Annotated in this window: 26 protein-coding genes and 1 pseudogene; 19 read left to right on the forward strand and 8 right to left on the reverse strand. The window is 71.5% G+C overall.

Annotated features, from left to right (window positions below; genetic code table 11):
* From ABZ471_RS20480 to ABZ471_RS20490, 3 genes and pseudogenes are all read left to right on the forward strand, one after another.
* Positions 1-413 (forward strand): annotated as a pseudogene (locus ABZ471_RS20480) (hypothetical protein); the annotation flags it as partial.
* 154 nt (positions 414-567) lie between these two features.
* Entirely contained in the window at positions 568-1,221 is a 654-nt protein-coding gene (locus ABZ471_RS20485; RefSeq protein WP_359068191.1) for a 2'-5' RNA ligase family protein, read from the forward strand.
* 81 nt (positions 1,222-1,302) lie between these two features.
* The gene (locus ABZ471_RS20490; protein WP_359068192.1) at positions 1,303-1,899 is read left to right on the forward strand and encodes a helix-turn-helix domain-containing protein; all 597 of its coding nucleotides are present in this window, start codon (positions 1,303-1,305) and stop codon (positions 1,897-1,899) included.
* 33 nt (positions 1,900-1,932) lie between these two features.
* Here the strand turns inward: ABZ471_RS20490 and ABZ471_RS20495 are convergent, their stop codons facing one another.
* From ABZ471_RS20495 to ABZ471_RS20525, 7 genes are all read right to left on the reverse strand, one after another.
* Positions 1,933-3,126, reverse strand: coding sequence for a TerD family protein (locus tag ABZ471_RS20495; protein ID WP_359068193.1), 1,194 nt, complete (start codon positions 3,124-3,126; stop codon positions 1,933-1,935).
* A gap of 72 nt (positions 3,127-3,198) precedes the next feature.
* Complete coding sequence (locus ABZ471_RS20500; RefSeq protein WP_359068194.1) at positions 3,199-4,188, reverse strand: zinc-dependent alcohol dehydrogenase family protein; 990 nt, start codon at positions 4,186-4,188, stop codon at positions 3,199-3,201.
* Entirely contained in the window at positions 4,185-5,030 is an 846-nt protein-coding gene (locus tag ABZ471_RS20505; protein ID WP_359068195.1) for a carbohydrate ABC transporter permease, read from the reverse strand. The genes ABZ471_RS20500 and ABZ471_RS20505 overlap by 4 nt, the downstream gene beginning before the upstream one ends.
* A complete protein-coding gene (locus tag ABZ471_RS20510) occupies positions 5,027-5,965 on the reverse strand; it encodes a sugar ABC transporter permease (RefSeq protein ID WP_359068196.1) in 939 nt (312 codons plus the stop codon). The genes ABZ471_RS20505 and ABZ471_RS20510 overlap by 4 nt, the downstream gene beginning before the upstream one ends.
* A complete protein-coding gene (locus ABZ471_RS20515; protein WP_359068197.1) occupies positions 5,962-7,332 on the reverse strand; it encodes a sugar ABC transporter substrate-binding protein in 1,371 nt (456 codons plus the stop codon). The genes ABZ471_RS20510 and ABZ471_RS20515 overlap by 4 nt, the downstream gene beginning before the upstream one ends.
* A 78-nt stretch (positions 7,333-7,410) precedes the next feature.
* On the reverse strand, positions 7,411-8,181 hold the full coding sequence (locus ABZ471_RS20520) for a DeoR/GlpR family DNA-binding transcription regulator (protein ID WP_359068198.1): 771 nt from the start codon (positions 8,179-8,181) through the stop codon (positions 7,411-7,413).
* 272 nt (positions 8,182-8,453) lie between these two features.
* Complete coding sequence (locus tag ABZ471_RS20525; protein WP_359068199.1) at positions 8,454-9,263, reverse strand: NAD(P)-dependent oxidoreductase; 810 nt, start codon at positions 9,261-9,263, stop codon at positions 8,454-8,456.
* A 222-nt stretch (positions 9,264-9,485) separates the two neighbouring features.
* Between ABZ471_RS20525 and ABZ471_RS20530 the strand changes: the two genes are divergently transcribed.
* Together ABZ471_RS20530 and ABZ471_RS20535 are read left to right on the forward strand one after the other, a co-directional pair.
* A complete protein-coding gene (locus ABZ471_RS20530; RefSeq protein ID WP_359068200.1) occupies positions 9,486-10,427 on the forward strand; it encodes a 5-dehydro-4-deoxyglucarate dehydratase in 942 nt (313 codons plus the stop codon).
* A complete protein-coding gene (locus ABZ471_RS20535; protein ID WP_359068201.1) occupies positions 10,424-11,587 on the forward strand; it encodes a hypothetical protein in 1,164 nt (387 codons plus the stop codon). Before ABZ471_RS20530 ends, ABZ471_RS20535 begins: the two co-directional genes overlap by 4 nt.
* Here the strand turns inward: ABZ471_RS20535 and ABZ471_RS20540 are convergent.
* Positions 11,524-12,759, reverse strand: a complete 1,236-nt coding sequence (locus tag ABZ471_RS20540; protein ID WP_359068202.1) for an MFS transporter — start codon at positions 12,757-12,759, stop codon at positions 11,524-11,526. The genes ABZ471_RS20535 and ABZ471_RS20540 overlap by 64 nt on opposite strands.
* A gap of 175 nt (positions 12,760-12,934) precedes the next feature.
* On the opposite strand from ABZ471_RS20540, the gene ABZ471_RS20545 reads away from it, so the two are divergent.
* The 14 genes from ABZ471_RS20545 (at position 12,935) to ABZ471_RS20610 (ending at position 25,407) form a co-directional block, all read left to right on the forward strand.
* Positions 12,935-13,513 carry a TIGR03086 family metal-binding protein gene (locus ABZ471_RS20545; RefSeq protein WP_359068203.1) on the forward strand — a complete coding sequence of 193 codons (579 nt, stop codon included), beginning with the start codon at positions 12,935-12,937 and terminating at the stop codon, positions 13,511-13,513.
* Positions 13,514-13,608: 95 nt separating this feature from the next.
* Positions 13,609-13,914, forward strand: a complete 306-nt coding sequence (locus tag ABZ471_RS20550) for an antibiotic biosynthesis monooxygenase (protein ID WP_359068204.1) — start codon at positions 13,609-13,611, stop codon at positions 13,912-13,914.
* Positions 13,915-13,925: 11 nt separating this feature from the next.
* Entirely contained in the window at positions 13,926-14,207 is a 282-nt protein-coding gene (locus ABZ471_RS20555; RefSeq protein WP_359068205.1) for a hypothetical protein, read from the forward strand.
* A 36-nt stretch (positions 14,208-14,243) separates the two neighbouring features.
* Positions 14,244-14,504: a hypothetical protein gene (locus tag ABZ471_RS20560; RefSeq protein WP_359068206.1), complete on the forward strand. Its 261-nt coding sequence runs from the start codon at positions 14,244-14,246 to the stop codon at positions 14,502-14,504.
* Between the two features lie 37 nt (positions 14,505-14,541).
* Entirely contained in the window at positions 14,542-15,303 is a 762-nt protein-coding gene (locus tag ABZ471_RS20565; protein WP_359068207.1) for an MBL fold metallo-hydrolase, read from the forward strand.
* 120 nt (positions 15,304-15,423) lie between these two features.
* A complete protein-coding gene (locus tag ABZ471_RS20570; protein ID WP_359068208.1) occupies positions 15,424-16,080 on the forward strand; it encodes a GntR family transcriptional regulator in 657 nt (218 codons plus the stop codon).
* Positions 16,077-16,988 carry a dihydrodipicolinate synthase family protein gene (locus tag ABZ471_RS20575; protein WP_359068209.1) on the forward strand — a complete coding sequence of 304 codons (912 nt, stop codon included), beginning with the start codon at positions 16,077-16,079 and terminating at the stop codon, positions 16,986-16,988. Before ABZ471_RS20570 ends, ABZ471_RS20575 begins: the two co-directional genes overlap by 4 nt.
* On the forward strand, positions 16,976-18,706 hold the full coding sequence (gene araD, locus ABZ471_RS20580) for an L-arabinonate dehydratase (RefSeq protein ID WP_359068210.1): 1,731 nt from the start codon (positions 16,976-16,978) through the stop codon (positions 18,704-18,706). The genes ABZ471_RS20575 and araD overlap by 13 nt, the downstream gene beginning before the upstream one ends.
* 106 nt (positions 18,707-18,812) lie before the next feature.
* Complete coding sequence (locus ABZ471_RS20585) at positions 18,813-19,748, forward strand: sugar ABC transporter permease (protein ID WP_359068211.1); 936 nt, start codon at positions 18,813-18,815, stop codon at positions 19,746-19,748.
* 8 nt (positions 19,749-19,756) lie between these two features.
* Positions 19,757-20,629, forward strand: a complete 873-nt coding sequence (locus ABZ471_RS20590) for a carbohydrate ABC transporter permease (protein WP_359068240.1) — start codon at positions 19,757-19,759, stop codon at positions 20,627-20,629.
* The gene (locus ABZ471_RS20595) at positions 20,626-21,918 is read left to right on the forward strand and encodes a pectate lyase (protein ID WP_359068212.1); all 1,293 of its coding nucleotides are present in this window, start codon (positions 20,626-20,628) and stop codon (positions 21,916-21,918) included. The genes ABZ471_RS20590 and ABZ471_RS20595 overlap by 4 nt, the downstream gene beginning before the upstream one ends.
* Positions 21,915-23,054: a Gfo/Idh/MocA family oxidoreductase gene (locus ABZ471_RS20600; protein WP_359068213.1), complete on the forward strand. Its 1,140-nt coding sequence runs from the start codon at positions 21,915-21,917 to the stop codon at positions 23,052-23,054. Before ABZ471_RS20595 ends, ABZ471_RS20600 begins: the two co-directional genes overlap by 4 nt.
* A 2-nt stretch (positions 23,055-23,056) precedes the next feature.
* The gene (locus tag ABZ471_RS20605; protein ID WP_359068241.1) at positions 23,057-23,902 is read left to right on the forward strand and encodes a PmoA family protein; all 846 of its coding nucleotides are present in this window, start codon (positions 23,057-23,059) and stop codon (positions 23,900-23,902) included.
* Positions 23,899-25,407: a family 43 glycosylhydrolase gene (locus tag ABZ471_RS20610; protein WP_359068214.1), complete on the forward strand. Its 1,509-nt coding sequence runs from the start codon at positions 23,899-23,901 to the stop codon at positions 25,405-25,407. Before ABZ471_RS20605 ends, ABZ471_RS20610 begins: the two co-directional genes overlap by 4 nt.

The raw sequence follows: 25,407 nt of genomic DNA on the forward strand, positions 1-25,407 counted from the left end.
ACGATCACAAGTATCCGGCGTCGAAGAAGCAGGATCACAAGCAGAAGCCGTCGAAGCAGGATCACAAGTATCCGGCGTCGAAGAAGCAGGATCACAAGCAGAAGCCGGCAAAGCAGGATCACAAGTATCCGGCGTCGAAGAAGCAGGATCACAAGGGGCAGGCTTCGAAGAAGCACGAGCACAAGCAGCAGCCGGCAAAGCACGAGCACAAGCAGCAGGCGTCGAAGAACCACAGCCACAAGCACCAGGCGTCGAAGCACAGCCACAAGCACCAGGTGTCCAAGCACGGTCACAAGCAACGTGCGTGGAAGCACGGTCACAGGCACCACGCGTGGAGGCACGGTCACAAGCACGGGGGTGTGGTTGAACGTTTCTCCCGCGTTTGGGTCGCGGCGGGCACTTCGGTTGCATGAGGGGTCGGATCACATGGCGGGGATCGCTGAGGCACGGGCCGCCACGGGGCGTATGACCCACGTCCGCATCGCCGCTGTGGGCGTCCCGAGGCCGTGAGCCACCCGCGGGAGTCCACGGGCGGCGGCCGTCGGCGGGCGGGGCCATGATGGCGGTGTGCCCCGCTCCCCGACGCAAGGCCCGGCCGAGGCCCCTGGCCCGGCTGCGGCGCCCGGCCGCCTCCAGTCGGCCCCCACGCCCCGGACCGCCGTGGCGTGGCTGCCCCCGGCCGGACTGTGGCCCGCCATCCAGCGCATCCGCGCCCAGTACGACCCGCAGATCCGCCGCTGGCCGCCCCACGTGAACCTGGTCTTCGGCTTCGTACCGGAGGAGGACTTCCCGGCGGCGCTCCCGCTGCTGGCCGCCGCGGCCGCGGGGTGCGAGCCCTTCGGCATCCGGCTCGCCGGGATCCGCACCTTCCGCCATCGGTCCTGCACCACCGTGTGGCTCGACCCCGCGGCGGCCGGTGCCGCGCCCTGGACGGAGCTGCGGTGCGCGCTGGCGGAACCCTTCCCGTACTGCACGGACCGTTTCCCGTGCTTCACTCCGCACCTCTCGCTCGGGCGCACCCGCGTCCCGCGCGCTCTCGAGGCCGAGTGCGCCGCCCGGCTCGACGTGCTGCACGCGCGCGTGGCCGAGATCGCACTCCTTTCCCGCCGCGGTGACGGCCCCATGCGGACGCGCGCCACGATCGGCCTGGGCACCGGGGCGGTACGCCGCCTCGGACCGGACCCGGTCACCGGCGGGTACGAGCCACCGGAGTGGCACTGACCGCGGAGCTGAGCGGGAACTGTCGCTGAACGGTGCTCGCTAAGCTGCGGAGAGGTTCCCCGGTCTGCAAGGAGTATCTGGATGGCGCAGGTCAGACCCATGCGTGCGGATGCTCGGCGCAACTATGAGCGGTTGCTGAAGGTGGCGGCCGAGGCCTTCGCCGAGCATGGGGAGCACGCGTCGCTGGACGACATCGCCAAGCGCGCCGGCGTCGGCTCCGGCACCCTCTACCGGCACTTCCCGACCCGGCAGGATCTGCTGGAGGCCGCCTACGTGGACCGGATCAAGGCCATGGCGGACCGGGCCGACGAGCTCACCGCGGAACTGCCGCCGGGCGAGGCGCTGGTGGAGTGGCTCTACGAGGTCTGCGTCGGGACGATCCAGGTGCGCGGCATGAAGGCGCTGTTGGGCTCGGCCGTCACCGACGGAAGCTCCGTCGCGGCCACGGACTGCGGCACCTCTCTGCAGGACGCGGCGCGTCGGCTGGCGGAGGCGGCACAGCGGGAAGGCAGCCTGCGCAAGGACGTCGAGCCGATCGAGGTCCTGCGCCTGGCGCATGGCGTGGCGTTGGCGTCGGAGCTGGCGAACGGGCAGGGCAAGGAGATACGCCGCTATCTGTCACTGCTGACGGAGGGACTGCGGCCGGGCGGGGAGGCCCGAGCGCCGGGCGCCCCCTGACCGAGGGGGCGCCGGTGGCTGTCGTACGACCGCTTACAGAGCCCGTGCTCCCGGGTCCACCATGTTCTTCACCGTCCGCGCCTTCACGAAATCACCCATCGCCGTCATCTCCCACTCGCCGGAGAACTGCCGGATGAGCTTGGCCATCATCACGCCGGTCTGGGGCTCTGCCTGGGTGAGGTCGAAGCGGACCAGTTCCTCGCCGCTGCCCGCGTCCACCAGGCGGCAGTAGGCCTTGGCGACCTCGGTGAACTTCTGGCCGGAGAAGGAGTTGACCGTGAAGACCAGACCGGTGACCTCCTGCGGGAGACGCCCGAGGTCGACGGTGATCACCTCGTCGTCGCCCCCGCCCTCGCCGGTGAGGTTGTCGCCGGAGTGCTTGATCGCGCCGTTCAGGATCTTCAGCTTGCCGAAGTAGCAGCTGTCGATGGCGTTGCGCTGGGGGCCGTAGGCGATGACCGACGCGTCCAGGTCGATGTCCTTGCCGCGGAACGCGGGCTCCCAGCCCAGGCCCATCTGCACCAAGGAGAGCAGCGGGCGGCCGCCCTTGACCAGGGACACGGTCTGGTTCTTCTGGAGGCTGACCCGGCCCTTGTCCAGGTTGATCTTCCCGGTGCCGGGCGCGGGAGCCGGCGGAGCGGCCGGGGCGGGTGGTGCGGCCGGGGTGACCGGTGCCTGGGCGGCGGGTGCCGGCGGTGCGGCCGGCTGCTGCGGGGCCGCCGGTGCGGCGGCGGGCTCCTCCACCGTCACGCCGAAGTCCGTTGCGATGCCCGCCAGTCCGTCGGCGTACCCCTGGCCGACGGCGCGGGCCTTCCACTGGCCGTTGCGCCGGTAGATCTCCACGATCACCAGCGCCGTCTCCGTGCCGAGCTGCGGCGGAGTGAACGTGGCCAGGGCCGAGCCGCCGTCCGCGTCCCGGATCGTGGCCGTCGGCTCGATGCCCTGGAACGTCTGGCCGGCCGCGTCCGGGCTGGCCGTGACCACGATCTTCTCGATGTCGGACGGCACGGCGGCGGTGTCGACCGTGATCGCGTCGGGTGCCGCACCGCCGCCGGACGTGTACGTCACGCCCGGACCTGCGGGCTGGTTGTAGAAGATGAAGTCGTCGTCGGAGCGAACCTTGCCGTCGGCGGTGAGCAGCAGGCCCGACACGTCGAGCCGCACCGGTGCGGAGACGTCCACCGTCACGCGGGCGGCCGACAGAGGGATGTTCGAGCCTGGGGTCATAGCTGTCATGCCGGGTGAACGAACAACACCGCTTTACCGTTCCCTTACCGACGAGCGGCCCCCTCGATCGGCTCAGGGCACCACCACGATCTTCCGTCCCACCCCTGCCGCGAACTGCTCCAGCGCCTCGGGGTACCGCGCCAGCGGGACCCGGTCGCTGATGAACACCTCCGGGTCCAGCACCCCGTTCGCGAACAGCTCGGCGGCCCGTTCGAAACTGTGCAGCACCGCCATGGAGCCGGTGATGGTGATCTCCTGGTTGTAGATGCGGTACGGGTCGATCGTCACGCGGGTCGCGTAGTCGGCCACCCCGAACTGCAGGAACGTACCGGCCTTCGTCACCCGGTTCAGGCCGTCCTGGATCGCCGCCGCGTTGCCCGTCGCGTCGACGACCAGGTCCCAGCCCTGCGGGCGGTCCAGTTCGTCCGGGCTGCCGGCCGAGCCGGAGACGCCGAGCCGGCGGGCCGTCTCCAGGCGGGCCGGGTTGACGTCCACCACGTCCACGCTGGCCGCGCCGGTGCGCTTGGCCAGCTCCAGCATCATCAGGCCCATGGTCCCGGAGCCGTAGATCAGGACGTGCGCGCCGAGCCGGGCCCGGAGGACGTCGTAGCCGCGTACCGCGCAGGACAGGGGTTCCACCAGGGCCGCGTCCTCGGTGCGCACGTGCTCGGGCAGCTTCACGCAGTTCGCCACGGGGGCCACCGCGTACTGGGCTGCTCCGCCGGCCGTGGTCACGCCGATCGCGGCCCAGCGCTCGCACAGGTTGTTGTGGCCGGTACGGCAGTAGCGGCACTCGTGGCAGTACAGGGAGGGGTCCACGGCCACCCGGTCGCCGACCGCGACCTCCGTGACCCGGGTGCCGATCCCGACCACCGTGCCCGCGAACTCGTGTCCGGGTACGAGCGGCAGCTTGGGTGCGAACTCGCCCTGGAGGATGTGCAGGTCCGTGCCGCACAGGCCGCAGGCGGCGACCTCGACGACGACCTCGCGGGGCCCTGGCGTCGGGTCCGGGACCTCGGTGACGACGGCGCGGCCCACGGACTCGATGACGGCGGCCTTCATTTCACGGCTCCCAACGACAGGCCCTGGACCAGCTTGTCCTGGGCGGCGAACCCCGCGGCGAGCACCGGCAGGGAGATGACGAGCGACGCGGCGCACACCTTGGCCAGGAACAGGCCCTGGCTGGTGATGAAGCCGGTCAGGAAGACGGGGGCGGTCTCGGCGACCACGCCCGTGAGGACCCGGGCGAAGAGCAGCTCGTTCCAGCTGAAGATGAAGCAGATCAGGGCCGTCGCCGCGATGCCGGGCAGGGAGATCGGGGCCACCACGCGGGCGAGGATCACCGGCAGGCGGGCCCCGTCCACCCGCGCCGCCTCGATGATGGCGACCGGTACCTCGGCGAGGAAGGACTGCATCATCCACACGGCGATCGGCAGGTTCATCGAGGTGTAGAGGATGACCAGCAGCCAGATGTTGTCGAGCATTCCGGCGTTCTTGGCGAACAGGTAGACGGGCAGCAGGCCCGCCACGGCCGGCAGCATCTTCGTGGACAGGAAGAAGAACAGGACGTCCGTCCACTTCTTCACCGGCCGGATCGAGAGTGCGTACGCCGCCGGGAGGGCGAGCAGCAGCACGCAGAGCGTCGAGACCAGCGACGCCACCGTGGAGTTGATCAGCGCAGGCCAGGGGCTCGCCCCGCCGCCCGTGCCGAAGAACTCGCGGTAGCCGTCCAGGGTGAGGGAGGCGGTGAAGGAGGGCGGGTTGGTCGCCGCGTCCGCCTCGGAGTGGAAGGACGTCAGGGCCATCCAGGCGATGGGCAGGAAGAAGACGATGCCGGCCAGCCAGGCCACCAGGCCCAGTCCGAATCCTCTGCGTACCCTGCGCTTGACGACGGTTGCGCTCATGCGCGGGACACCTCCTCGCGGAACAGGGACGACACCACGCGCAGGGCGAAGGTCGTGATGATGATCGAGCCGATGACCACCAGGACGCCCGCGGCCGAGGCGAGGCCGTTCTCGTGGGCCTGGTAGAAGCTCTGGTACACGGTGTAGGGCAGGTTGGCGGTGCCGAGGCCGCCCGAGGTGATCGTGAACACCGCGTCGAAGTTCTGCACGATGTAGATCGAGCCCAGCAGGGCGCCGAGTTCGAGATAGCGGCGCAGGTGGGGCAGGGTGAGGTGGCGGAAGATCTGCCAGTCGCTCGCGCCGTCCACCCGCGCGGCCTCGATCTGCTGCTGGTCCCGGCCCTGCAGCCCGGCCAGCAGGATCAGCATCATGAACGGCGTCCACTGCCACACCAGCGAGGCCTCGACCGCTAGCAGCGGGGTACGGGAGATCCAGTCGGGCTGTGGGCCGCCCACATAGTGCAACAACCCATTGAGCAGGCCGTATTCGGGGTTGTAGAGCACATGCTTCCAGAGCAGGGCCGCGGCCACGGGCACCACCAGGAACGGGGCGATGAGCAGGGTGCGTACGACACCCCGGCCGCGGAACCTGCGGTCCAGCAGCAGGGCCAGCGCCAGGCCGAGGACCAGGCTGGCCAGCACCACCGCCACCGTGAGCAGCACGGTCGTCCACACCGAGTGGCGCAGGTCCGCGTCGGTCAGCACCTGGTGGTAGTTGTCGACGCCGGTGAAGCGGCGGGCCTTGGGGTAGAGGGCGTTCCAGTCGAAGAAGGAGATCACCAGCGTGGCCACGAACGGCAGCTGGGTCACCACGATCATGAAGACCAGGGCCGGCAGGAGCGGGGCCCGGGTGGCCCAGGCGCGCAGTCGGGCCGAGGGTTGTCTCACCGCCCGTACGGGGGTGGTCGCCAGGGAGGTCGTCGTCTTCGCTGTCATCGTCCCTCGTACTCCTTGGAGATCTTCTCGGCGAGCTGCTGGGACTTCTTGAGGGCCGAGTCGACGGACTGGCGTCCGGCGATGGCCGCGCTGATCTCCTGTGAGACCTTGGTGCCGAGGTCGGTGAACTCGGGGATGCCGACGAACTGGATGCCGGGCGCGGGGCGCGGCTGCACGCCGGGGTCGTTCGGGCGGGCGCTCTCGATGGCCTCCTTGGTCATCTCCTGGAAGGCGGCGGCCGAGGTGCGGTAGTCGGCGTTCGTGTACGTCGACGCCCGCTTGCCCGCCGGGACGTTCGGCCAGCCGCTGGTCTCGCCGACCAGTTGCTCGTAGCCCTTGCCGGACGCCCAGGAGACGAACTTCCAGGCCTTGTCGGGGTTGCGGGAGGCCTTCTGGATGCCCCAGGCCCAGGTGTAGAGCCAGCCGGAGGAGTCCGTCCGCTCGACGGGGGCGGGGGCGTAGCCGAGCTTGCCCTTGACCGGCGAGTCGGCCGCCTCCAGCAGACCGGCCGCGGACGTGGCGTCGTACCACATGGCGACCTTGCCCTGGGTCATGTCGTTGAGGCACTCGGCGAAGCCGGACTGGGCCGCGCCCGCTTCTCCGTGATTGCGGACAAGATCGACATAGAACTTTGTCGCCTTCTCGAACTCGGGGGAGTCCAGGCGTGCCTTCCAGTCCTTGTCGAACCAGGTGCCGCCGAAGGTGTTCACGACGGTGGTGAGCGGTGCCATCAGCTCGCCCCAGCCGGGCAGCCCGCGCAGGCAGACGCCCTTCATGCCGGGCTGTGCGCCGTCCGCCTCGGCGGCCAGGTCGGCGACCTGCTGCCAGGTCGGACGGGCCGGCATGGTCAGGCCCTTCGCCGCGAACACGTCCTTGCGGTACATGAGGAAGGACGACTCGCCGTAGAAGGGCTGCCCGTAGAGCTTGCCGTCGTCGCCGGTGAGGGACTGGCGCATCGGCTTCAGCACGTCCTGCTCGTCGTACGTCGGGTCCTTGGCGACGTACGCGTCCATGTCGTGCAGCCAGCCGTTGCGGGCGTAGATCGGAATCTCGTAGTTGGACAGGGTGGCCACGTCGTACTGGCCGGCCTGGTTGGCGAAGTCCTGGCTGATCTTGTCGCGGACGTCGTTCTCGGGCAGGACGGTGAAGTTGACCTTGATGCCGGTCTCCTTCGTGAAGTGCGCGGCGGTCAGCTTCTGCAGCTCGGCCATCTGAGGGTTGTTGACCATCAGGACGTTGAGAGAGTCGCCGCCTGAACCGGACCCGCCGGCACCGACCCAGCAGCCGGAGAGCAGCGGGGCGAGCAGCGTCCCTGCGGCGGCCATGGCGAGCGTGGCTCGCGGCCTCCGTCGGCTCTGGGTTCGCATGGATCGCTCCTGGATCTATCGGGATATAAGGGGCGCAAATTGGTAGGGACGAGCCCTGTAGGTGGGTGCGTTTGTTTTTCAGACCCGGATGACCTGCGGGCCCAGCAGGGAGTAGCGGTGGGCCTCGGCCGCCGGGAGTGGCGTGCTCGTCACGATCGCCTCCAGTTCGCCGACCTCGGCGAACCGGCAGAAGCTGACCGCTCCGAACTTGGTGTGCACGCCCGCGAAGACCGTCCTCCGCGCGGCACGGATGGCCTGGGCCTTGACCTCGCTGACCGCGGGGTCGGGGGTGGTCAGGCCGTGTTCGCGGGAGATGCCGTTGGCGCCTATGTAGGCGAGGTCGACCACGAAACCGGACAGCATCTTCGTCGTCCAGTGGTCGACGGTCGCCAGCGTGCCGGCCCGGACCCGCCCGCCGAGCAGCAGGACCGACATGTTCTCGGCCTCGGCGAGGGCGCCCGCGACGGGCAGGGACGCGGTGACCACGGTCAGCGGCCGGTCCGTCGGCAGGGCTTCGGCGATGAGCTGCGGGGTGAAGCCCTCGTCGACGAAGACCGTCTCCGCGTCCCCCAGCAGCTCGGCCGCGGCGCTCGCGATCCGGCGCTTCTCGGGGACGTGGCTGGTGGCGCGGAAGGCGAGCGTCGTCTCGAAACCGGCGCTCTCGACCGGGCAGGCGCCGCCGTGGGTACGGCGGACCAGCCCGTGGTCCTCCAGGGCGCGCAGATCGCGCCGGATGGTCTCCTTGGCCACGCCCAGCGCGGCGGCGAGTGCGGTGACGTCGACCGAGCCGGTGGCGCGCGCGGCCAGTACGATCTCGCGCTGGCGTTCTTCCGCCGTCCTGGTGCTCATGCCATCACCCGCTTCCCTGTGGAACTGCCCGTTCGGGCCATGGGGGAAGTTCTACAGCGGGTCTGCGAGGCTGACCAGGTCTGTTGCGGGCCCGATACTGCCCGTGTGTGCCCGTTTGCGAAGCGGTGTGCCCGCCTCGGAGCTGCACGGCTGCCGGGCGCCGGGTGGGAGCGGGCGGCCCGGATGCCCGAACACGGCGGCGGGCGGGCCCGTTCGGTGCCCGCCCGCCGCCGCGAACGCTCGTTTTCGGCCCCGGGGAGCCGCCGGGGGTGTCAGTACGGCCAGATCGGCGGGTCGTTCACGAAATGTCCGCCGAGGTGGCTGTGAGCCGGGTTCTGCGGGTCCGGCTCGCCCTGCTCGGCGATCAGCTTCTCGGCGTAGGGCTCGGAGTCGTCCTGCGGCGCGTAGCCGAGCGCTCGCGCGGTGGTGAGGTCCCACCACAGGCGGGTGTTGGCCGACGAGCCGTAGACGACCGTGTGGCCGACCTCCTCGGCGGTCAGGCCGGCGTGGAAGAGGCGGGCGCCGTCGGCCGGGCTCATCCACACCGAGAGCATGCGCACGCTCGTCGGCTCCGGGAAGCAGGAGCCGATGCGCACGGAGACGGTCTCCAGGCCGTGCTTGTCCCAGTAGAGCTGGGCGAGGTCCTCGCCGAAGGACTTGGACAGGCCGTAGAAGGTGTCCGGGCGGTGCGGGGTGTCGATGGGGATCAGCGGATCCCCCTCGCGCGGGGCCGGGGTGTAGCCGACGGCGTGGTTGGAGGAGGCGGAGACGATCCGCGGCACGCCTTCGAGGCGGGCGGCCTCGTACAGGTTGTAGGTGCCCTCGATGTTGGACTTCAGGATCTTCTCGAAGGGCGCTTCCAGGGAGATGCCCGCGAGATGCAGGATCGCGTCCACGCCCCGCACGGCCTCGCGCAGGGCCTCCTTGTCGCCGAGGTCGGCGGTGACGGCGTCCGGCGCGTCCGCGACGGGGCGCACGTCGAACGGGCGCAGCGTGTAGCCGTACTCCGGCAGCAGGGACCGCATCAGGGTGCCGAGCCCGCCGGCGGCGCCGGTGAGCAGAACGGTGCGGGGTGCGGGCATCCTCGATCTCCTTGACAACGGTGGCCGCATGCATGGACAGAATTCACATGCATGGACACGCTAGGGAGCTGTGACGGGCCTAGTCAAGTGTGCCGTGGAGTGGGGAAAACCGTTGCCGTGTCGCGGGTTTGCCCGCTTGACCCGTCCCGAGACGGGCCCGTAGCGTGAGGTTGTTCAGGGATATAGACGCCGATCAGAAACATGCACCGACAGGGAGCGCCCGTGACGCCAGCCCCTCTCGCCGCCCGGCTCCGTGACCCCAGCGGGCCGCTGTTCTTCCCGGTCACGGCCTACGGCCCCGACGGCTCCGTCGACCTCGACGTCTACCGCACCCATGTGGGCAGGGGCGTCGCGGCCGGTGCCGCCGCCGTGTTCGCCTGCTGCGGGACCGGGGAGTTCCACGCGCTGCTGCCGGAGGAGTTCGAGGCCTGCGTCCGGGCGGCCGTCGAAGCGGCCGAGGGGCGGGTCCCGGTGATCGCGGGCGCCGGCTACGGCACCGCGCTCGCCGTCCGCTACGCGCGTCTCGCCGAGGCCGCGGGCGCCGACGGGCTCCTCGCCATGCCGCCGTACCTCGTGCTCGCCGGTCAGGAGGGCCTGCTGCGGCACTACCGGGAGGTCGCGGCGGCCACCGCCCTGCCGGTGATCGTCTACCAGCGCGACAACGCCGTCTTCACCCCGCGGACGGTGGTCGAACTCGCCCGCACCGAGGGCGTCATCGGCCTCAAGGACGGCCTCGGTGACCTGGACCTCATGCAGCGGATCATCAGCGCCGTCCGTACCGAGGTTCACGGTGACTTCCTGTACTTCAACGGCCTGCCCACCGCCGAGCAGACCCAGCTCGCCTACCGCGCCCTCGGCATCACCTTCTACTCCTCCGCCGTCTTCTGCTTCGCCCCCGAGCCGGCCCTCGCCTTCCACCGGGCCCTGGAAGCGGGTGACCAGGACACCGTGCGGCGCCTCCTGGACGGCTTCTACCGCCCCTTCGTGGAGCTGCGCGCCCAGGGCCGCGGCTACGCCGTCTCGCTCGTCAAGGCGGGCGTACGCCTGCGCGGGCTGGACGTGGGCGAGGTCCGGCCGCCGTTGCACGAGCCGGGGGAGGACCATGTCAAGCAGCTCGCCCAGCTGATCGAGCGTGGCTACGCGCTGCTGGAGGAGGGCGCGTGAAGGCGTCGGCGTTCGTCTATCCCTGGGACGTCAACGGGGACCCCGAGGCGCCCGCCCGCATCGCCGCACTCGGCGTGCGGCAGGCGACCCTCGCGTCCGCCTACCACTCCACCCGCGCCCTGACCCCCCGCCACCCGCGTCACCGCATCGTCACCGCCGAGTACGCGGCCGCCCTGTACCCCGTCGGCAACCGCTGGGCGGGCCGCGGCCTGCGGCCGTACCCCGCCGGGCGCTGGGCGCCCGCAGACGCCTACGGCGAGGCCGCCGAGGCGCTCGCGGCGGCCGGCCTGGAGGTGCACACCTGGGTCGTCCTCGCGCACAACTCCCGCCTGGGCGCGGAACATCCGGACACCTCGGTCGTCAACGCCTACGGCGACCGCTACCCGTGGGCCCCCTGCATCGCCCAGTCCGCCACACGCGCGTACCTGGTCGACCTGGCCGCCGAGGCCGCCGTACGCCCCGGTGCGCGCGGCACCGAACTGGAGTCCCTCGGCTGGTACGGCCTCCAGCACCTGCACGCCCACGACAAGACTTCCGGCGTCGGCCTCGGGGACGCCGGGCAGTACCTGATGTCCCTCTGCTTCTGCCCGGCCTGCCGCACCGGACACGGCGAACAGGGCCTCGACGCGGACGGGCTGGCGGCCGCCGTACGGGACGCTCTCGAACCGCTGTGGCGAGGCGCCGCCGACGACGGGGGCTGGCCGACGGTCGAGAAGCTCCTCGGCCAGGACACCGCGGCCGCCACGCGCGCGTGGCGCAGCGCCACCGCCCGCACCCTCCAGGAGCAGGCCGTCACCGCCGTACGAGCCGCCGCACCCGACGGCTTCCAGGTCCTGCTCCACGCGGACCCGGTGCCGTACCACTGCGGCGCCAATGCCGGCGTCGACCCCGCGCACATCCTCTCCGTCGCGGACGGCGTGGTCGTGCCGTGCACGGGCGGTACGACCCTGCTGTCGCCCTTCGCCGAGCAGGCGCGCGAAAACACGGTCCTGGCCGCCAACTTCACGGTGGTCTCCGGGATGGGCGGCAGCCCCGGCACACTCGCGGCCGACGCGGCACGCGCGCGTGCCGAGGGGGCGACGGAACTGCGGCTGTATCACGCCGGGTTGGCATCGGACGGGGATCTCGCGGCGGTGCGCGAGGCGCTCGGCGCGCGCTGAGCCGCGAGCACGCCGGCCGGCACGAGCAGTGCCAGGCCGTACAGGGGCAACAGCAGGCCGGGGCCGGCCAGTTCGACCAGACCGGCCCCGACGGCCAGCCCGATCACGTTCGGCGTGAACATCAGCGTGTTCGCGGTGGCGGTCGCACGGCCCAGCAGCGGCCCCGGGGTCTCGCGCTGTACGGCGGTGAGCGCGGCGATCAGCACACAGGGCAGGCCCAGACCGATCGCCGCGCCGGACACCAGGGCCACCGGATCCCACGGCACGGCCCGCGCGGCCACCGCCGCCGCCAGCAGCGCGACCCCGGCCGCCGCGAACCGGTGCCCGCCGAGGCGCCGCAGCGCAGGGCCGGAGACCAGTCCGACCGCCACCGAGCCGACGCCCTGGGCGGCGTACAGCACGCCCGCGTAGGCGGGGGAGTGTCCGAGGCGGTCCACCACGGCGTACACCGTCGTGCCGCTCAGAGCGGCGAGCAGCATCGTCGTACCGCCCGCTCCGACCAGCGGCCGCAGCCCGGGGTGCCCCCACAGATGACGGACGCCCTCAGCCGTCTCCCGCCACCAGCCGTCACCGGAGCGGACCGGCCGCTCCTCGCGCACCCGCAGGAGGGCACACAGCCCGGCGGCAAGCACGAAGGTGACCGCGTCGAGGCAGGCGACGGCCGGTCCGCCGTAGACCGCGTAGAGGCCCGCGCCGGTCAGCGGGGCGACGAGCTTCATGCCCTCCGTGACGGTCATCCGCAGTCCGTTGAAGTCGCCGAGGAGGTCCGGGGCGACGGCGGCGGCGACCAGGGCCGACTCGGCGGCCTCGCCGACGACGCCGGCGGCGCCGTACAGGAACAGCACGGCGAACAGCAGCCACAGTCCGCCGGGCGCGTCGACGGTGAAGAGGGTGGGGAGGAGGGCTGCCAGGCCCAGGTTCACGGTGATGAGCAGCGGCCTGCGGCGGAAGCGGTCGGCGAGGGTGCCGAGCGCCGGGCCGGCCAGGGTGGGCGCCCACATCGCGAGCATGCACAGCGCGGCCAGGCCGTTGGAACCGGTGAGGTCCTTGACCCACACGCCCGACGCCAGCCACAGCGAGGACGTGCCGAAGGCGGACACCAGCAAGCCCGTGAGATACAGCCCGGCATTGCGGTCCCGCAGCACACGGGCCACGGTCCAGGAGGTCGTCATGCCTGCTCATCGTGGGCCTAAGGGGGGTGCACACGGATCGGTCACCTGCCCTATCCGCGCGCGACGGCGGCCGGGCACCACGGGAGTGGCTGCGTGGCCGCAGGGCACCGATGAGTTTCGCCGAGCCGTCCGGTCACCCCTCCGTACGGGTAGCGCAACCCCCAAGGAGCAACGCATGACCACCTCGATCCTCGACCTCGGCCCGCAGACCCGGATCCTGGCGCGGCTCGCCGAGACCGTGACCGACGACCAGCTGTCGGCCCGCACACCCTGCCCTGACCTGGCCGTACGCAATCTGCTGGGTCACCTGCTGGGACTGTCCGTCGCCTTCCGTGACGCCGCCCGCAAGGACCTGGGCGCGACGACCGACACCCCGCCGAACACCGTCGTCCCGGACATCGGCCCCGGCTGGCGCGAGGAGCTGCCCAAGGCGCTGGACGAACTCGCCGACGCCTGGCGCGACCCGGCCGCCTGGACCGGTATGACCCGCGCGGGCGGGGTGGACCTGCCCGGCCAGGTCGCGGGTGCGGTCGTCGCCGACGAGCTGGTGATCCACGGCTGGGACCTGGCCCGCGCCACCGGCCACCCCTACGCCCCCGACCCCGAGGCCGTCACCTCGGCCCACGGCTTCCTCCTGTCGGCGACCGGCGGCGGCAACGGCCCCTTCGGCCCGGTCGTCCGGGTCCCGGCCGAGGCGCCGCTGCTGGACCGGGCGGTGGGCCTGAGCGGGCGCGATCCGCAGTGGAGGCCGTAGACGTACCGGCGAGCGCCGGGCGGCGGAAGCGGCGCATCGGACCTACCGTGACCTGAGAGGGGGCGGGCCGAACGCGTACAACGGAGGAAGCCGCCATGCAGGAGCACTACGTGTGGGTGACGACGCGCCGCCTTCAGCCGGGCACCCTGGAGGAGTTCGAGCGGGCATGGCGCCCCGCCCCCGCCCCGCAGGGCCTGCGCCGCGCCTTCGCGTACTGGTCCGAGGACGGGCAGGAGATCACCGGCGTGTCGTTCTGGGACTCCCAGGAGGCGTGCGACGCATGGCGGGCCTCCGAGCCGGAGGTGCAGCGGAGGGCTGCCATGGAGCCGTACGTCGCCTCGGAGAGCGAGGGCTTCTACCGCGGCCGGGAACTCACCCTCCCCGGTGTCGGCCATGGGTGAACGCGGCTGACATGAGCGAGATCGTCGTCGTGTACGAGCTCGACCAGCCGTCGGCCGCACGCACCTCCCCGGACGCCTCGCCCGACGCGGAACGGCTCCCGCGCCGGGTGCACGCGGTGCCCACCGCGCCCGGCAGACCCGACGCCGCCGGACCGCGGACCCTCTGCGGCAAGGACACCTTCGCCATGGAGTCGGCCCGGTGGCGGCCGTCCGAGCACCCCGGGGCGCGGTGGTATCCCGCCGAGTACGCGTCCGTGGTCTGCCCCGACTGCGATGCCGTGATGGAGATCTGAGTGGCATCCCCGGTCCGGACGAGGGGCGGGGGCGTCATGGCGCGGCCGGTCGTGGGACTGTGGCTGTTCCACGACGGGCACGGCGTCCAGGATGCCGCGGCCGGTCTCCAGCCCTGGCTGGAGACCTTCTGCGATCCCGTCCTGCCCGTCGGCGACGGACACGCAGACTCCTGGATCGCCGACGCCCGCACGCTCGGGCTGAAGCAGGCGGACGCCGACGGGACCGGATGCCATGTCGGCGACGCAGAGTTCCTCGCCGCCCGGCTGCGCCACCCCGGCTTCCACTGGGTGAAATGAACCGGAGCAGGACGTGAGGCGTCGTACCCTCCCTGCTATGCCGCTCACCCTCACCGTCCTCGGTACCGCCTCGCCGCACCCGGGCCCGGACCGGCCCTGCTCCGGCTACCTGGTGTCCGGCGGCGGCGCCGAGGTGTGGGTGGACGCGGGGCCCGGTACGTTCGCCGCGTTGCAGCGGCACACGGACCCCGCCCGGCTCACCGCGATCTGGATCTCGCATCTGCACGCCGACCACAGCGCCGACCTGCTCGCCGCCGCCTACGCCTTCGCCTTCGGCGGCATGGTCCCGCACGCGCCGGTCCCCGTGTACGCGCCCCAGGACTGCGCGCGCCGGCTGGCCGGCTTCTTCGGCCGCCCGGACATCGCGTTCCTGAAGGGCGTCTTCGACTTCCGGGACCTGTACGACGGCCACGACGTCCGGCACTGGAACCTCCGCCTGACCGCCCGCGCCGTCGCCCACGACACCGAGGCGTACGGGCTGCGCGCCGAGTGCCAGGGCAGCGTCCTGGCGTACTCGGGAGACAGCGGACCCTGCCCCGCGCTCATCGAACTCGCCTCCCGTGCCGACCTGTTCCTGTGCGAGGCGGACATCGACGAGCATCGCATTGGCGAACACCCCCAGCAGGTCCATCTGACGCCCGAGGACGCGGGCCGTATCGCCCGGGACGCGCGCGTACGGGAGCTGCTCGTCACCCACGTCGGCCCCGCGCTCACCCGTGAGGCGGCCACCGAGCGAGCCGCCGCGGTCTCCGGCCGGCCCACCTACACCGCCGTCGAGGGCGACACCCGCACCGTCTGAGACGCCGCCAACCTTCCTTTGTCAGAAGCATTGACGAAACACGGGCCCCCTCCTACCTTCAACGCGTCGTACTTCGTACGTCATATATGAGACGCCATATGTGAGATCCGAGAGGGCCGCATGACCTCTGTGCCCACCCCGATCCCGTCCCGCACGCAATACGTGCTGGACGCGATCAAACACCGCATCCTGACGGGGCAGCTGACGCCCGGCCAGGCCCTGGTCGAGACGGAGCTGGCCGCACAGTACGGGGTGTCCAAAACCCCCGTGCGGGAGGCGCTGAAGACCCTCGCCGGGACCGGTCTCGTCGTGATGAGCCAGTACAAGGGCGTCACGGTGCGCATGGTGGACGCGGACATGGCGCGCGAGGTCTACGACGTGCGGCTGCTGCTGGAGCCCGAGGCGCTGCGCCGCGCGGTACGGCGCAGCGCGTCCCTCGACGCCGCCCGCGACGCGCTCGCGCGGGCCGACGCCGCCACCGACACCGCCGAACGCTCCCTGGCCAACCGGGAGTTCCACCGCGCCCTCTACCTGCCGTGCGGCAACCCGCTGCTCGGCCGGATGCTGGACGAGGTCCGCGACCAGGCCGCCCTCGTCTCGGCCGTGGCCTGGGCGACCGACCCCTCCTGGGAGCGGGAGGCCGCCGAACACCGCGAGATCCTGCGGCTCGCACTGGACGGCGCCGCGGACGGCGCCGCGAGCGCCCTGCACGCCCACATCGCGTCGTTCGTAGCGCGGGCTTTCCCCGAGCCCCGCCCAGAGGAAGGTCAGGAATGAGCAGCGTGACGTTCGAGGCCCAACGGGCGGCCCTGGCCGACGTGGTGGCCATCCCGGTGACCCCCTTCGCCGAGGACGGCTCCGTCGCCGAGGACACCCACCGGGCCCTGCTGCGTCGCCTGCTCGACGGCGGGATCAGAACCCTCACCCCGAACGGAAACACGGGCGAGTTCTACGCCCTCACCCCCGAGGAGCGCCGCCTGGTCACCGAGTTGACCATCGACGAGGCCGGCGACCGTGCCGTGATTCTCGTGGGCGTCGGGCACGACCTGCCCACCGCGATCGCCTCCGCCCGGCACGCCCGCACACGCGACGCGCAGATGGTGATGGTCCACCAGCCCGTCCACCCCTACGTCTCAGCGGCCGGCTGGGTCGACTACCACCGTGCCATCGCCGAGTCCGTGCCCGAACTGGGCGTGGTCCCCTACATCCGCAACGACCGGCTGCCCGGCGCCCGCCTCGCCGAACTCGCCGACCACTGCCCCAACGTCATCGGCGTCAAGTACGCCGTCCCGGACGCCGCACGGTTCGCCGCCTTCGCCCGGGACGCGGGCCTGGACCGCTTCGTGTGGGTGGCGGGCCTCGCCGAACCGTACGCCCCCTCGTACTTCTCCGCGGGCGCCACCGGCTTCACCTCCGGGCTCGTGAACGTCGCCCCGGCCGTTTCGCTGAACATGATTGAAGCGCTTCGATCCGGCGACTACCCGGCCGCGATGAAGGTCTGGGAGCAGATCCGCCGCTTCGAGGAACTGCGCGCCGCCCACGGCTCCGCCAACAACGTCACCGTCGTCAAGGAGGCCCTCGCCGCGCTCGGCCTGTGCCGCCGGGACGTCCGCCCGCCGAGCAGGCAGCTGCCCGAGGACGAGCGCGCCGAGGTCGCCGCGATAGCCGCCGGGTGGTCGATATGAAGTCCCCCGAGGAGCTGAGAAGTCATCAGTGGTACGGCACCGACGGACTGAGGTCCTTCAGTCACCGCGCCCGCACCCGCCAGCTCGGCTACCTGCCCGAGGAGCACCTGGGCAAGCCGGTCATCGCGATCCTCAACACCTGGTCCGACATCAACCCCTGCCATGTGCACCTGCGGGACCGGGCGCAGGCCGTGAAGCGCGGGGTGTGGCAGGCGGGCGGATTCCCGCTGGAGTTCCCGGTCTCCACCCTCAGCGAGACCTTCCAGAAGCCGACCCCGATGCTCTACCGCAACCTGCTCGCGATGGAGACCGAGGAACTGCTGCGGTCGTACCCCGTGGACGGTGCCGTCCTGATGGGCGGCTGTGACAAGTCCACGCCGGCGCTGCTGATGGGCGCCGCATCCGTGGACCTGCCCGCCGTCTTCGTACCGGCCGGGCCCATGCTCCCGGGCCACTGGCGCGGTGAGGTCCTCGGCTCCGGCACCGACATGTGGAAGTACTGGGACGACAAGCGGGCCGGCCTCGTCGGCGACTGCGAGATGACCGAGCTGGAGAGCGGCCTGGCCCGCTCGCCCGGCCACTGCATGACCATGGGTACGGCGTCCACGCTGACCGCCGCCGCGGAGGCGCTCGGCGTGACGGTCCCGGGGGCCTCCAGCATCCCGGCCGTCGACTCCGGGCACGACCGGATGGCCGCCAAGGCAGGCCTCCGTATCGTCGAACTGGTCCACAAGGGCCGGAAGTTGAGCGACATCCTCACCCAGGACGCCTTCGAGGACGCCGTCACCACCGTCCTCGGCCTCGGCGGCTCCACCAACGCCGTCATCCACCTGATCGCCATGGCCGGACGGGCCGGCGTCCGGCTCACCCTCGACGACTTCGACCGCATCGCCCGCACGGTGCCGGTGCTGGCCAACGTCCGGCCCGGCGGACAGACGTACCTCATGGAGGACTTCCACTTCGCCGGCGGCCTGCCCGGATTCCTCTCCCGGATGCCGGACCTGCTGCACCTGGACCGGCCGACGGTCTCGTACGACACCCTGCGCGAGCAGCTGGACGGCGCCCAGGTCCACAACGACGACGTCATCCGGCCCCGGGACAACCCGGTCGCGAGCGAGGGCGGGGTCGCCGTCCTGCGCGGCAACCTCTGCCCGGACGGCGCCGTCATCAAGCACATCGCCGCCGAGCGGCACCTGCTCAAGCACACCGGTCCGGCGGTCGTCTTCGACGACTACAAGACGATGCAGCGCACCATCAACGACCCGTCGCTCGGCATCACCGCCGACAGCGTGCTGGTGCTGCGCAACGCCGGACCCAAGGGCGGCCCGGGCATGCCTGAGTACGGCATGCTGCCCATCCCCGACCACCTGCTGAAACAGGGCGTGCGGGACATGGTGCGGATCTCCGACGCCCGGATGAGCGGCACGAGTTACGGCGCGTGCGTGCTGCACGTCGCGCCCGAGTCGTACATCGGGGGACCGCTGGCCCTCGTCCGCACGGGCGACTCGATCACCCTGGACGTCGAGGCGCGCACCCTCCATCTCCACGTGGACGACGAGGAGCTGGAGCGCAGGCGGGCGGAGTGGACACCGCCGCCCGCCCGGTACGAGCGCGGCTACGGCGCCCTCTACAACGAACAGATCACCCAGGCCGACACCGGCTGCGACTTCGAGTTCCTGGCCCGCCCGGGCAAGGTGCCGGACCCGTACGCCGGCTGAACCCCGCACACCCACTGTCGAAGCGCTTCACCCATGTGTATGTAGCAAGCGCTTCCTGTACCCGCTGCACCCGCTCTACCCGCCCCACTGTGAACGGAGAACAGTCATGGCCCAAGCCGCAGCCGTGGCGAAACCGCCCGCGCCACCCCGGCGGCGCCGTGCCTCCGCGACCCCGCGCAGGCTGCCGTACCTGCTGATCGCCCCGGCGGCCCTGCTCATGCTGGGCTTCATCGCCTACCCGGTCCTCAGCGTCTTCTACTACAGCCTGCAGAACTACAACCCCACCAAGCCGTGGCGGAACGGTTTCGCGGGCTTCGACAACTTCACCCAGGCCTTCACCCACGACCCGCAGTTCTGGGACACGCTGACCTTCAGCGCCAAGTGGGTCGTGGTCGAGGTCGGGCTGCAGCTGCTGTTCGGCCTGGCGCTGGCGCTCATCGTCAACCAGACCTTCGTGGGCCGGGCGGTCGGCCGCGCCCTCGTCTTCTCCCCGTGGGCCGTCTCCGGCGTGCTGACCTCCGCGATCTGGGTGCTGCTCTACAACTCCCAGACGGGCATCACCCGTTACCTCGCGGACGCGGGCATCGGCTCCTACGGCACCAGCTGGCTGTCGGACACCTCGACCGTGTTCCCGGCCGCGGTGGTCGCCGACCTGTGGCGCGGCGTCCCCTTCTTCGCGATCCTCATCCTCGCCGACCTCCAGTCCGTCTCCCGGGACCTGTACGAGGCCGCCGAGGTCGACGGGGCGAGCCGCCTCAAGCAGTTCTGGCACATCACCCTGCCCCATCTGAAGGACGCGATCGTCCTGTCCACGCTGCTGCGTGCGGTGTGGGAGTTCAACAACGTCGACCTGCTCTACACCCTCACCGGTGGCGGACCCGCGGGCGAGACCACCACCCTGCCGCTCTACATCGCCAACACCAGCGTCGACGCACACAACTTCGGCTACGCCTCCGCCCTGACCACGGTGGCGTTCGTGATCCTTCTCTTCTGCTCGATCGTCTATCTGCGGCTGAGCAAGTTCGGAGGTGAGACCAAGTGATCACCGAGATCGCTCCCGCACCCGAGCGCACGGCGCCCGAGCCCGCCCGGCCGCGCGGTCGGCGCCACGCCTGGGACGAGGTCCCGCGCTGGCAGATCTACCTCCCCCTGGGGATCTACCTCCTCTTCACCCTGATCCCCTTCTACTGGATCATGCTCTTCGCGCTCCGCCCGGCCGGCTCCACCTCGCTCGTGCCCTGGCCGATGACCTTCGACCACTTCCAGAAGGTGTGGACCGAGCGCAGCTTCGGCACCTACTTCACCAACAGCGTCTACGTCGGCATCGCCACGCTCGTCCTGACCACCGTGGTAGCCCTGGCCGGCGGCTACGCGCTCGCCCGCTTCGACTTCAAGGTCAAGCGCGGCTTCATGCTGGCCCTGCTCTGCTCCCAGTTCGTGCCGGGCGCGCTGCTGCTGGTCCCGCTGTTCCAGATCTTCGCCAGGCTGTCGATGATCAACTCGCTGGGCAGCGTCATCATCGCCGAGACCGTCTTCCAGTTGCCGCTGTCGATGATCCTGATCAGCGGGTTCATCCGGAACGTGCCGTACTCCCTGGAGGAGGCGGCCTGGGTGGACGGCTGCAACCGGCTGACCGCCTTCCGGATCGTCGTCCTGCCGCTGCTGCGGCCCGGGTTGATCGCCGTCGGCTCCTTCGCCTTCGTGCACGCCTGGAACCACTTCCTGTTCGCCCTGATGTTCCTCTCCGACCAGAGCAAGCAGACCATCCCGGTCGGCCTCAACACCCTGATGAGCGCGGACAGCGTCGACCTGGGCGCCCTGGCCGCGGGCGGCATCATCGCCGCCGTACCGGTCGTGATCGTGTTCGCCTTCATCCAGAAGTGGCTGATCACCGGCTTCAGCGCGGGGGCGGTGAAGGGGTGAGGCTCCGTCAGACCGCGGTTGCGGCAGCCCTGTTGGGAGTGCTGTGCGTACCCGCGCACGCCGACGACGCCCGTGACATCAGCCGGGACGTGCTCGCCCCGGACGACGGCTGGGCAGCGGCCGAAGGCGGCACCACCGGCGGCGCCGCGGCCGACGACGCACACGTCCACACGGTGACCGACCGCGCCGGACTCGTCCGCGCCCTCGACGCCGGCAGCGACACCCCGAAGATCATCAAGGTCGCCGGGACCATCGACGCAGACACCGACGACTCCGGGCACCACCTCGACTGCGCCGACCACGCCGCTGACGGGTACGGCCTGAAGAAATACCTGGCCGCCTACGACCCCCGCACCTGGGGCTCCGCCAGGCCCAGCGGCCCGCAGGAGGAGGCACGCCAGGCCTCGGCGGCCCGGCAGGCCGAACGGGTCGTCCTCCCCGTCGGCTCGAACACCACGATCGTCGGCCTCGGCTCGAAGGCCGTCCTCAAGGGCGGCGACCTGCAGATCAAGGACGCGGGCAACGTCATCGTCCGCAACCTCGAACTCCGCGACGCCTACGACTGCTTCCCCGTCTGGCAGCCCAACACCGGTGGCCTCGGCGACTGGAAGACGGCGTACGACACCCTCTCGCTGACCGGCGCCACCCACGTCTGGATCGACCACGTCACCGCCTCCGACAAGGGCCACCCCGACGCCGCCGAGCCCAGCTATTTCGCCCGCAACTACCTGCGCCACGACGGCCTGATGGACATCACGGGCGGCTCCGACCTGGTCACCGTCTCCTGGTCCCGGTTCACCGACCACGACAAGGCGATGCTCATCGGCAACAGCGACTCGGCCACCGGCGACCGCGGCAGGCTGCGGGTGACCCTGCACCACAACCAGTTCGAGTCCGTCGTCCAGCGCGCACCGCGGGTCCGCTTCGGGCAGGTGCACGTGTACGACAACCGGTACGTGGTTCCCGAGGGGGCGGAGTACCGGTACTCCCTGGGCGTCTCCACCGAGTCCGCGATCTACGCCGAGAACAACGCCTTCCACACCCCGAGCCACGTGGAGGCCGCCGACCTCGTCAAGAGCTGGAACGGCTCCGCCCTGCACCAGAGCGGCACCCTCTTCAACGGCTACCCGGTCGACCTGCTCGCCCTCCACAACGCCTACAACTCGGGCAGCGAGCGCGACCTGACGGCGGACGTCGGCTGGACGCCTACCCTGCACGGAAAGATCGACAGCGCCGCGGTGGCCGACCGAGAGGTGGCGGGCGGTGCGGGCGCAGGGAGGATCCCATGACCGTACCCATCGTTCTGGCGGGCGCGCGCGGCCACGGCCGCTGGCACCTCGACAACATCCGCCGCCTCCAGCGGAACGGCCTCGTCCGGCTGGCCGGGATCTGCGAACTGACCCCGCTGAGCGAGGAGGAGATCCCGGACGGTCTGGGCACGCCCGAGCAGTCCGCCGACTTCGGGGCGCTCCTCGACTCCACCGGGGCGGAGATCGCCGTCATCTGCACGCCGATCCCCACCCACACCGACCTGGCGTCGAAGGCCGCAGCACGGGGCGTGCACATTCTGCTGGAGAAGCCGCCCGCGCCGTCGTACTCGGCGTACCGGCGGATGGCCGACGGGGTCGCCGAGGCGGGAGTGGTCTGCCAGATCGGGTTCCAGTCCCTGGGCTCCCATGCCCTGCCCGCGATCCGGCGGTTCATCGACGGGGGCGCGATCGGCGAGGTCGTCGGGGCCGGCGGGGCCGGGGCCTGGGCCCGGGACGAGGCCTACTACCGCCGGGCCCCCTGGGCGGGCAAGCGGCGCCTGAACGGCGTCGACGTGGTCGACGGGGTCCTCACCAACCCCCTCGCGCACGCGGTCGCCACCGGCCTCGCCCTCCTCGGCACGACCCGCTCCGAGGACGTCACCGTCATCGAGACCGAGCTGCTGCGCGCCAACGACATCGAGTCCGACGACACCTCCTGCGTCCGCGTGAGCACCGCACACGGCCCGGTCACGGTCGCCGCGACCCTGTGCGCCGAGCAGCCGGAAGAGCCGTACGTCGTGGTGCACGGCGGCAGCGGCCGGATCACCTTCTGGTACAAGCAGGACCGGGTGCTGCTCCAGCGGGCCGGCCATGGTCCCGAGGAGAGCGTGTACGGCCGCACGGACCTGCTGGAGAACCTGGTCGCGCACCTGACCGCCGGCGCGCCGCTGCTGGTGCCCCCGGACGAGACCGGTGCCTTCATGAAGGTGGTCGAGGCCATCAGGACCGCCCCCGACCCGGAGCCGCTGCCCGAGACCGCCTGGCGCCGGCTGCCCACCGAGCGGCGCCGGATCGTGCCCGGCATCGACGGTCTGGTCGCGGCCTCGGCCGACACCCTCGCCCTCTACTCCGAGCTGGGCGCCTCCTGGGCCCTACCGAAAGAGGTGAGCACGTGATGATGACGCAACACGACACCCCGGTCCTGCGGGTCGCAGGCCGCCCGGTCTGCCGGTACGTCACCCGGCCCGAGCTGCCGGCCCGCCTCGCACCGCGCCCCTATCTGCACCCCGTCACCACCCTGGCCGGCACGGCGGTCACCGAGCTGAGCCCCGCGGACCACGCCCACCACCTCGGCGTCGGTGTCGCCGTCCCCGACGTCGAGGGGCACAACTTCTGGGGCGGGCGCACCTTCGTCCCGGGCCAGGGCCCGACCGAGCTGGACAACCACGGCGCCCAGCGGCACACCGCCTTCCAGCTGCGCGACCCCGACGGCTTCGTGGCGGAGCTGCGCTGGGTCGCCTCCGGAGCCGAGTTGCTGCGCGAGCGCCGTACCGTCGCCGCGACCGAACTCACCGACTCCGCCTGGGCGTTGGACTTCACCTTCTCCCTCACCAACGTCTCCCCGGGCCTGCTGTCCATCGGCAGCCCGGCCACCAACGGGCGGCCCGGCGCGGCCTACGGCGGCTTCTTCTGGCGGGCCCGCAGGGAGGAGTCGGCACCGGACGTCTTCACCGCCGACCGCGAGGGCGAGGCCGAGGTGCACGGCACCCGCGCCGACTGGGTCGCGCTGGCCGGTGCCGGCTGGACGCTGGTCTTCGCCGGGGCCACCGAGGAGACCCGGCGCGACCCGTGGTTCGTGCGCGCGACCGAGTATCCGGGGGTGGGATCCTCCCTGGCGCACGCGGATCGGCTGCCGGTGCCGCCCGGCGAGACCGTCGTACGCCGGGTCGTCACCGTCGTCGCCGACGGACGCCTGGATCGCGGTGACGCGGCCGCGCTGGTCCGCAAGGCGGTGAGCCAGTGACGGGCGAGACGTACGAGAACCCGGTCCTGAACGCCGACTGGTCCGACCCGGACGTCGTCCGGGTCGGCGACGACTTCTACCTCACCGCCTCCAGCTTCGGCCGCGCGCCCGGCCTGCCGCTGCTGCACTCGCGCGACCTCGTCAACTGGACCCTCGTCGGCCACGCCCTCGAACGCCTCGAACCGGAGGAGGAGTTCGGGACGCCGCGGCACGACTGCGGGGTCTGGGCACCGGCGATCCGGCACCACGACGAACGCTTCTGGATCTTCTGGGGCGACCCCGACCAGGGCATCTACCAGATCAACGCCCCCGGGATCCGTGGCCCCTGGACCCGGCCGCACCTCCTCAAGCCGGGCAAGGGTCTCATCGACCCGTGCCCGCTGTGGGACGACGAGACCGGCGAGGCCTACCTGGTCCACGCCTGGGCCAAGTCCCGCTCCGGCATCAAGAACCGGCTCACCGGGCACCGTATGCACCCCGACGGCACCTCCCTGCTCGACGAGGGCAAGGTGATCGTGGACGGCGACCGCATCCCCGGCTGGTTCACGCTGGAGGGCCCGAAGCTCTACCAGCACGACGGCTGGTTCTGGATCCTCGCGCCCGCCGGGGGAGTGGAGACCGGCTGGCAGGGCGCCTTCCGCTCGCGCGGCTTCTTCGGGCCCTACGAGGAGCGGATCGTCCTGGAACAGAAGGACACCGAGGTCAACGGGCCGCACCAGGGCGGCTGGGTGCGCAGCCCGGCCGGCGAGGACTGGTTCCTGCACTTCCAGCAGCGGGGCGCCTACGGCAGGGTCGTGCACCTCCAGCCGATGGGCTGGGGCACGGACGGCTGGCCGGTCATAGGTGACGACGGCGCCCCCGTCGCCGTACACCGCCGGCCGGACCTCCCGCCGCAGCCGCCCGCCGCTCCCGCCACGGCCGACGACTTCCCCGGCGGACGGTACGGCCGCCAGTGGCAGTGGACGGCCAACCAGGGCGACGGCTGGGCCACCCAGCATTCCGGGGACGGGCTGCGGCTGGCCTGTGTCCGCTCGGCCGACGCCCACGACCTGCGCAGACTGCCGCATGTGCTCACCCAGCGGCTGCCCGGCGTGCCCTGCGCCGTCGAGGTCGGGCTGCGCCTGGACGGCACCGAGCCGGGGGCGCGGGCCGGGCTCGCGGTGCTCGGTGACGCCTTCGGGTGGATCGGTCTTGAACGCGGGGCCGACGGTACGGTCCGGCTCGTGCACCGGTTCGCGGACCAGGCCGCCGAGGGGGAGCGGGAGGCCGGTGTGCCGTGTGTCGCGCCCGAGGGGCGGGCTCGGCTGCGGATCGAGGTGGCGGCCGGGGCACGCTGCCGCTTCTCGTACGACGTAGGAGACGGCCTGCGCCTGTCCGGACCGGTCTTCACGGCCACCCCCTGGCGCTGGGTCGGCGCTCTGCTCGGCCTGTTCGCCGTCGCGCCCGAGGGATCGGGGCGTGCCGGGGCGGCGACCTTCACGGAGTTCCGGATCAGCCCCTTGTAG

Origin of the sequence: Streptomyces sp. NPDC005728, from assembly GCF_040630895.1 — a bacterium.
Taxonomy (GTDB): domain Bacteria; phylum Actinomycetota; class Actinomycetes; order Streptomycetales; family Streptomycetaceae; genus Streptomyces.

Bases quoted from the DNA above. Each gene is read 5' to 3' on its own strand.
- ABZ471_RS20490 (WP_359068192.1), top strand. From the start codon at position 1,303: ATGGCGCAGGTCAGACCCATGCGTGCGGATGCTCGGCGCAACTATGAG.
- ABZ471_RS20495 (WP_359068193.1), bottom strand. From the start codon at position 3,126: ATGACCCCAGGCTCGAACATCCCTCTGTCGGCCGCCCGCGTGACGGTG.
- ABZ471_RS20500 (WP_359068194.1), bottom strand. From the start codon at position 4,188: ATGAAGGCCGCCGTCATCGAGTCCGTGGGCCGCGCCGTCGTCACCGAG.
- ABZ471_RS20505 (WP_359068195.1), bottom strand. From the start codon at position 5,030: ATGAGCGCAACCGTCGTCAAGCGCAGGGTACGCAGAGGATTCGGACTG.
- ABZ471_RS20510 (WP_359068196.1), bottom strand. From the start codon at position 5,965: ATGACAGCGAAGACGACGACCTCCCTGGCGACCACCCCCGTACGGGCG.
- ABZ471_RS20515 (WP_359068197.1), bottom strand. From the start codon at position 7,332: ATGCGAACCCAGAGCCGACGGAGGCCGCGAGCCACGCTCGCCATGGCC.
- ABZ471_RS20520 (WP_359068198.1), bottom strand. From the start codon at position 8,181: ATGAGCACCAGGACGGCGGAAGAACGCCAGCGCGAGATCGTACTGGCC.
- ABZ471_RS20525 (WP_359068199.1), bottom strand. From the start codon at position 9,263: ATGCCCGCACCCCGCACCGTTCTGCTCACCGGCGCCGCCGGCGGGCTC.
- ABZ471_RS20540 (WP_359068202.1), bottom strand. From the start codon at position 12,759: ATGACGACCTCCTGGACCGTGGCCCGTGTGCTGCGGGACCGCAATGCC.
- ABZ471_RS20545 (WP_359068203.1), top strand. From the start codon at position 12,935: ATGACCACCTCGATCCTCGACCTCGGCCCGCAGACCCGGATCCTGGCG.
- ABZ471_RS20550 (WP_359068204.1), top strand. From the start codon at position 13,609: ATGCAGGAGCACTACGTGTGGGTGACGACGCGCCGCCTTCAGCCGGGC.
- ABZ471_RS20555 (WP_359068205.1), top strand. From the start codon at position 13,926: ATGAGCGAGATCGTCGTCGTGTACGAGCTCGACCAGCCGTCGGCCGCA.
- ABZ471_RS20560 (WP_359068206.1), top strand. From the start codon at position 14,244: ATGGCGCGGCCGGTCGTGGGACTGTGGCTGTTCCACGACGGGCACGGC.
- ABZ471_RS20565 (WP_359068207.1), top strand. From the start codon at position 14,542: ATGCCGCTCACCCTCACCGTCCTCGGTACCGCCTCGCCGCACCCGGGC.
- ABZ471_RS20570 (WP_359068208.1), top strand. From the start codon at position 15,424: ATGACCTCTGTGCCCACCCCGATCCCGTCCCGCACGCAATACGTGCTG.
- ABZ471_RS20575 (WP_359068209.1), top strand. From the start codon at position 16,077: ATGAGCAGCGTGACGTTCGAGGCCCAACGGGCGGCCCTGGCCGACGTG.
- ABZ471_RS20585 (WP_359068211.1), top strand. From the start codon at position 18,813: ATGGCCCAAGCCGCAGCCGTGGCGAAACCGCCCGCGCCACCCCGGCGG.
- ABZ471_RS20600 (WP_359068213.1), top strand. From the start codon at position 21,915: ATGACCGTACCCATCGTTCTGGCGGGCGCGCGCGGCCACGGCCGCTGG.
- ABZ471_RS20605 (WP_359068241.1), top strand. From the start codon at position 23,057: ATGACGCAACACGACACCCCGGTCCTGCGGGTCGCAGGCCGCCCGGTC.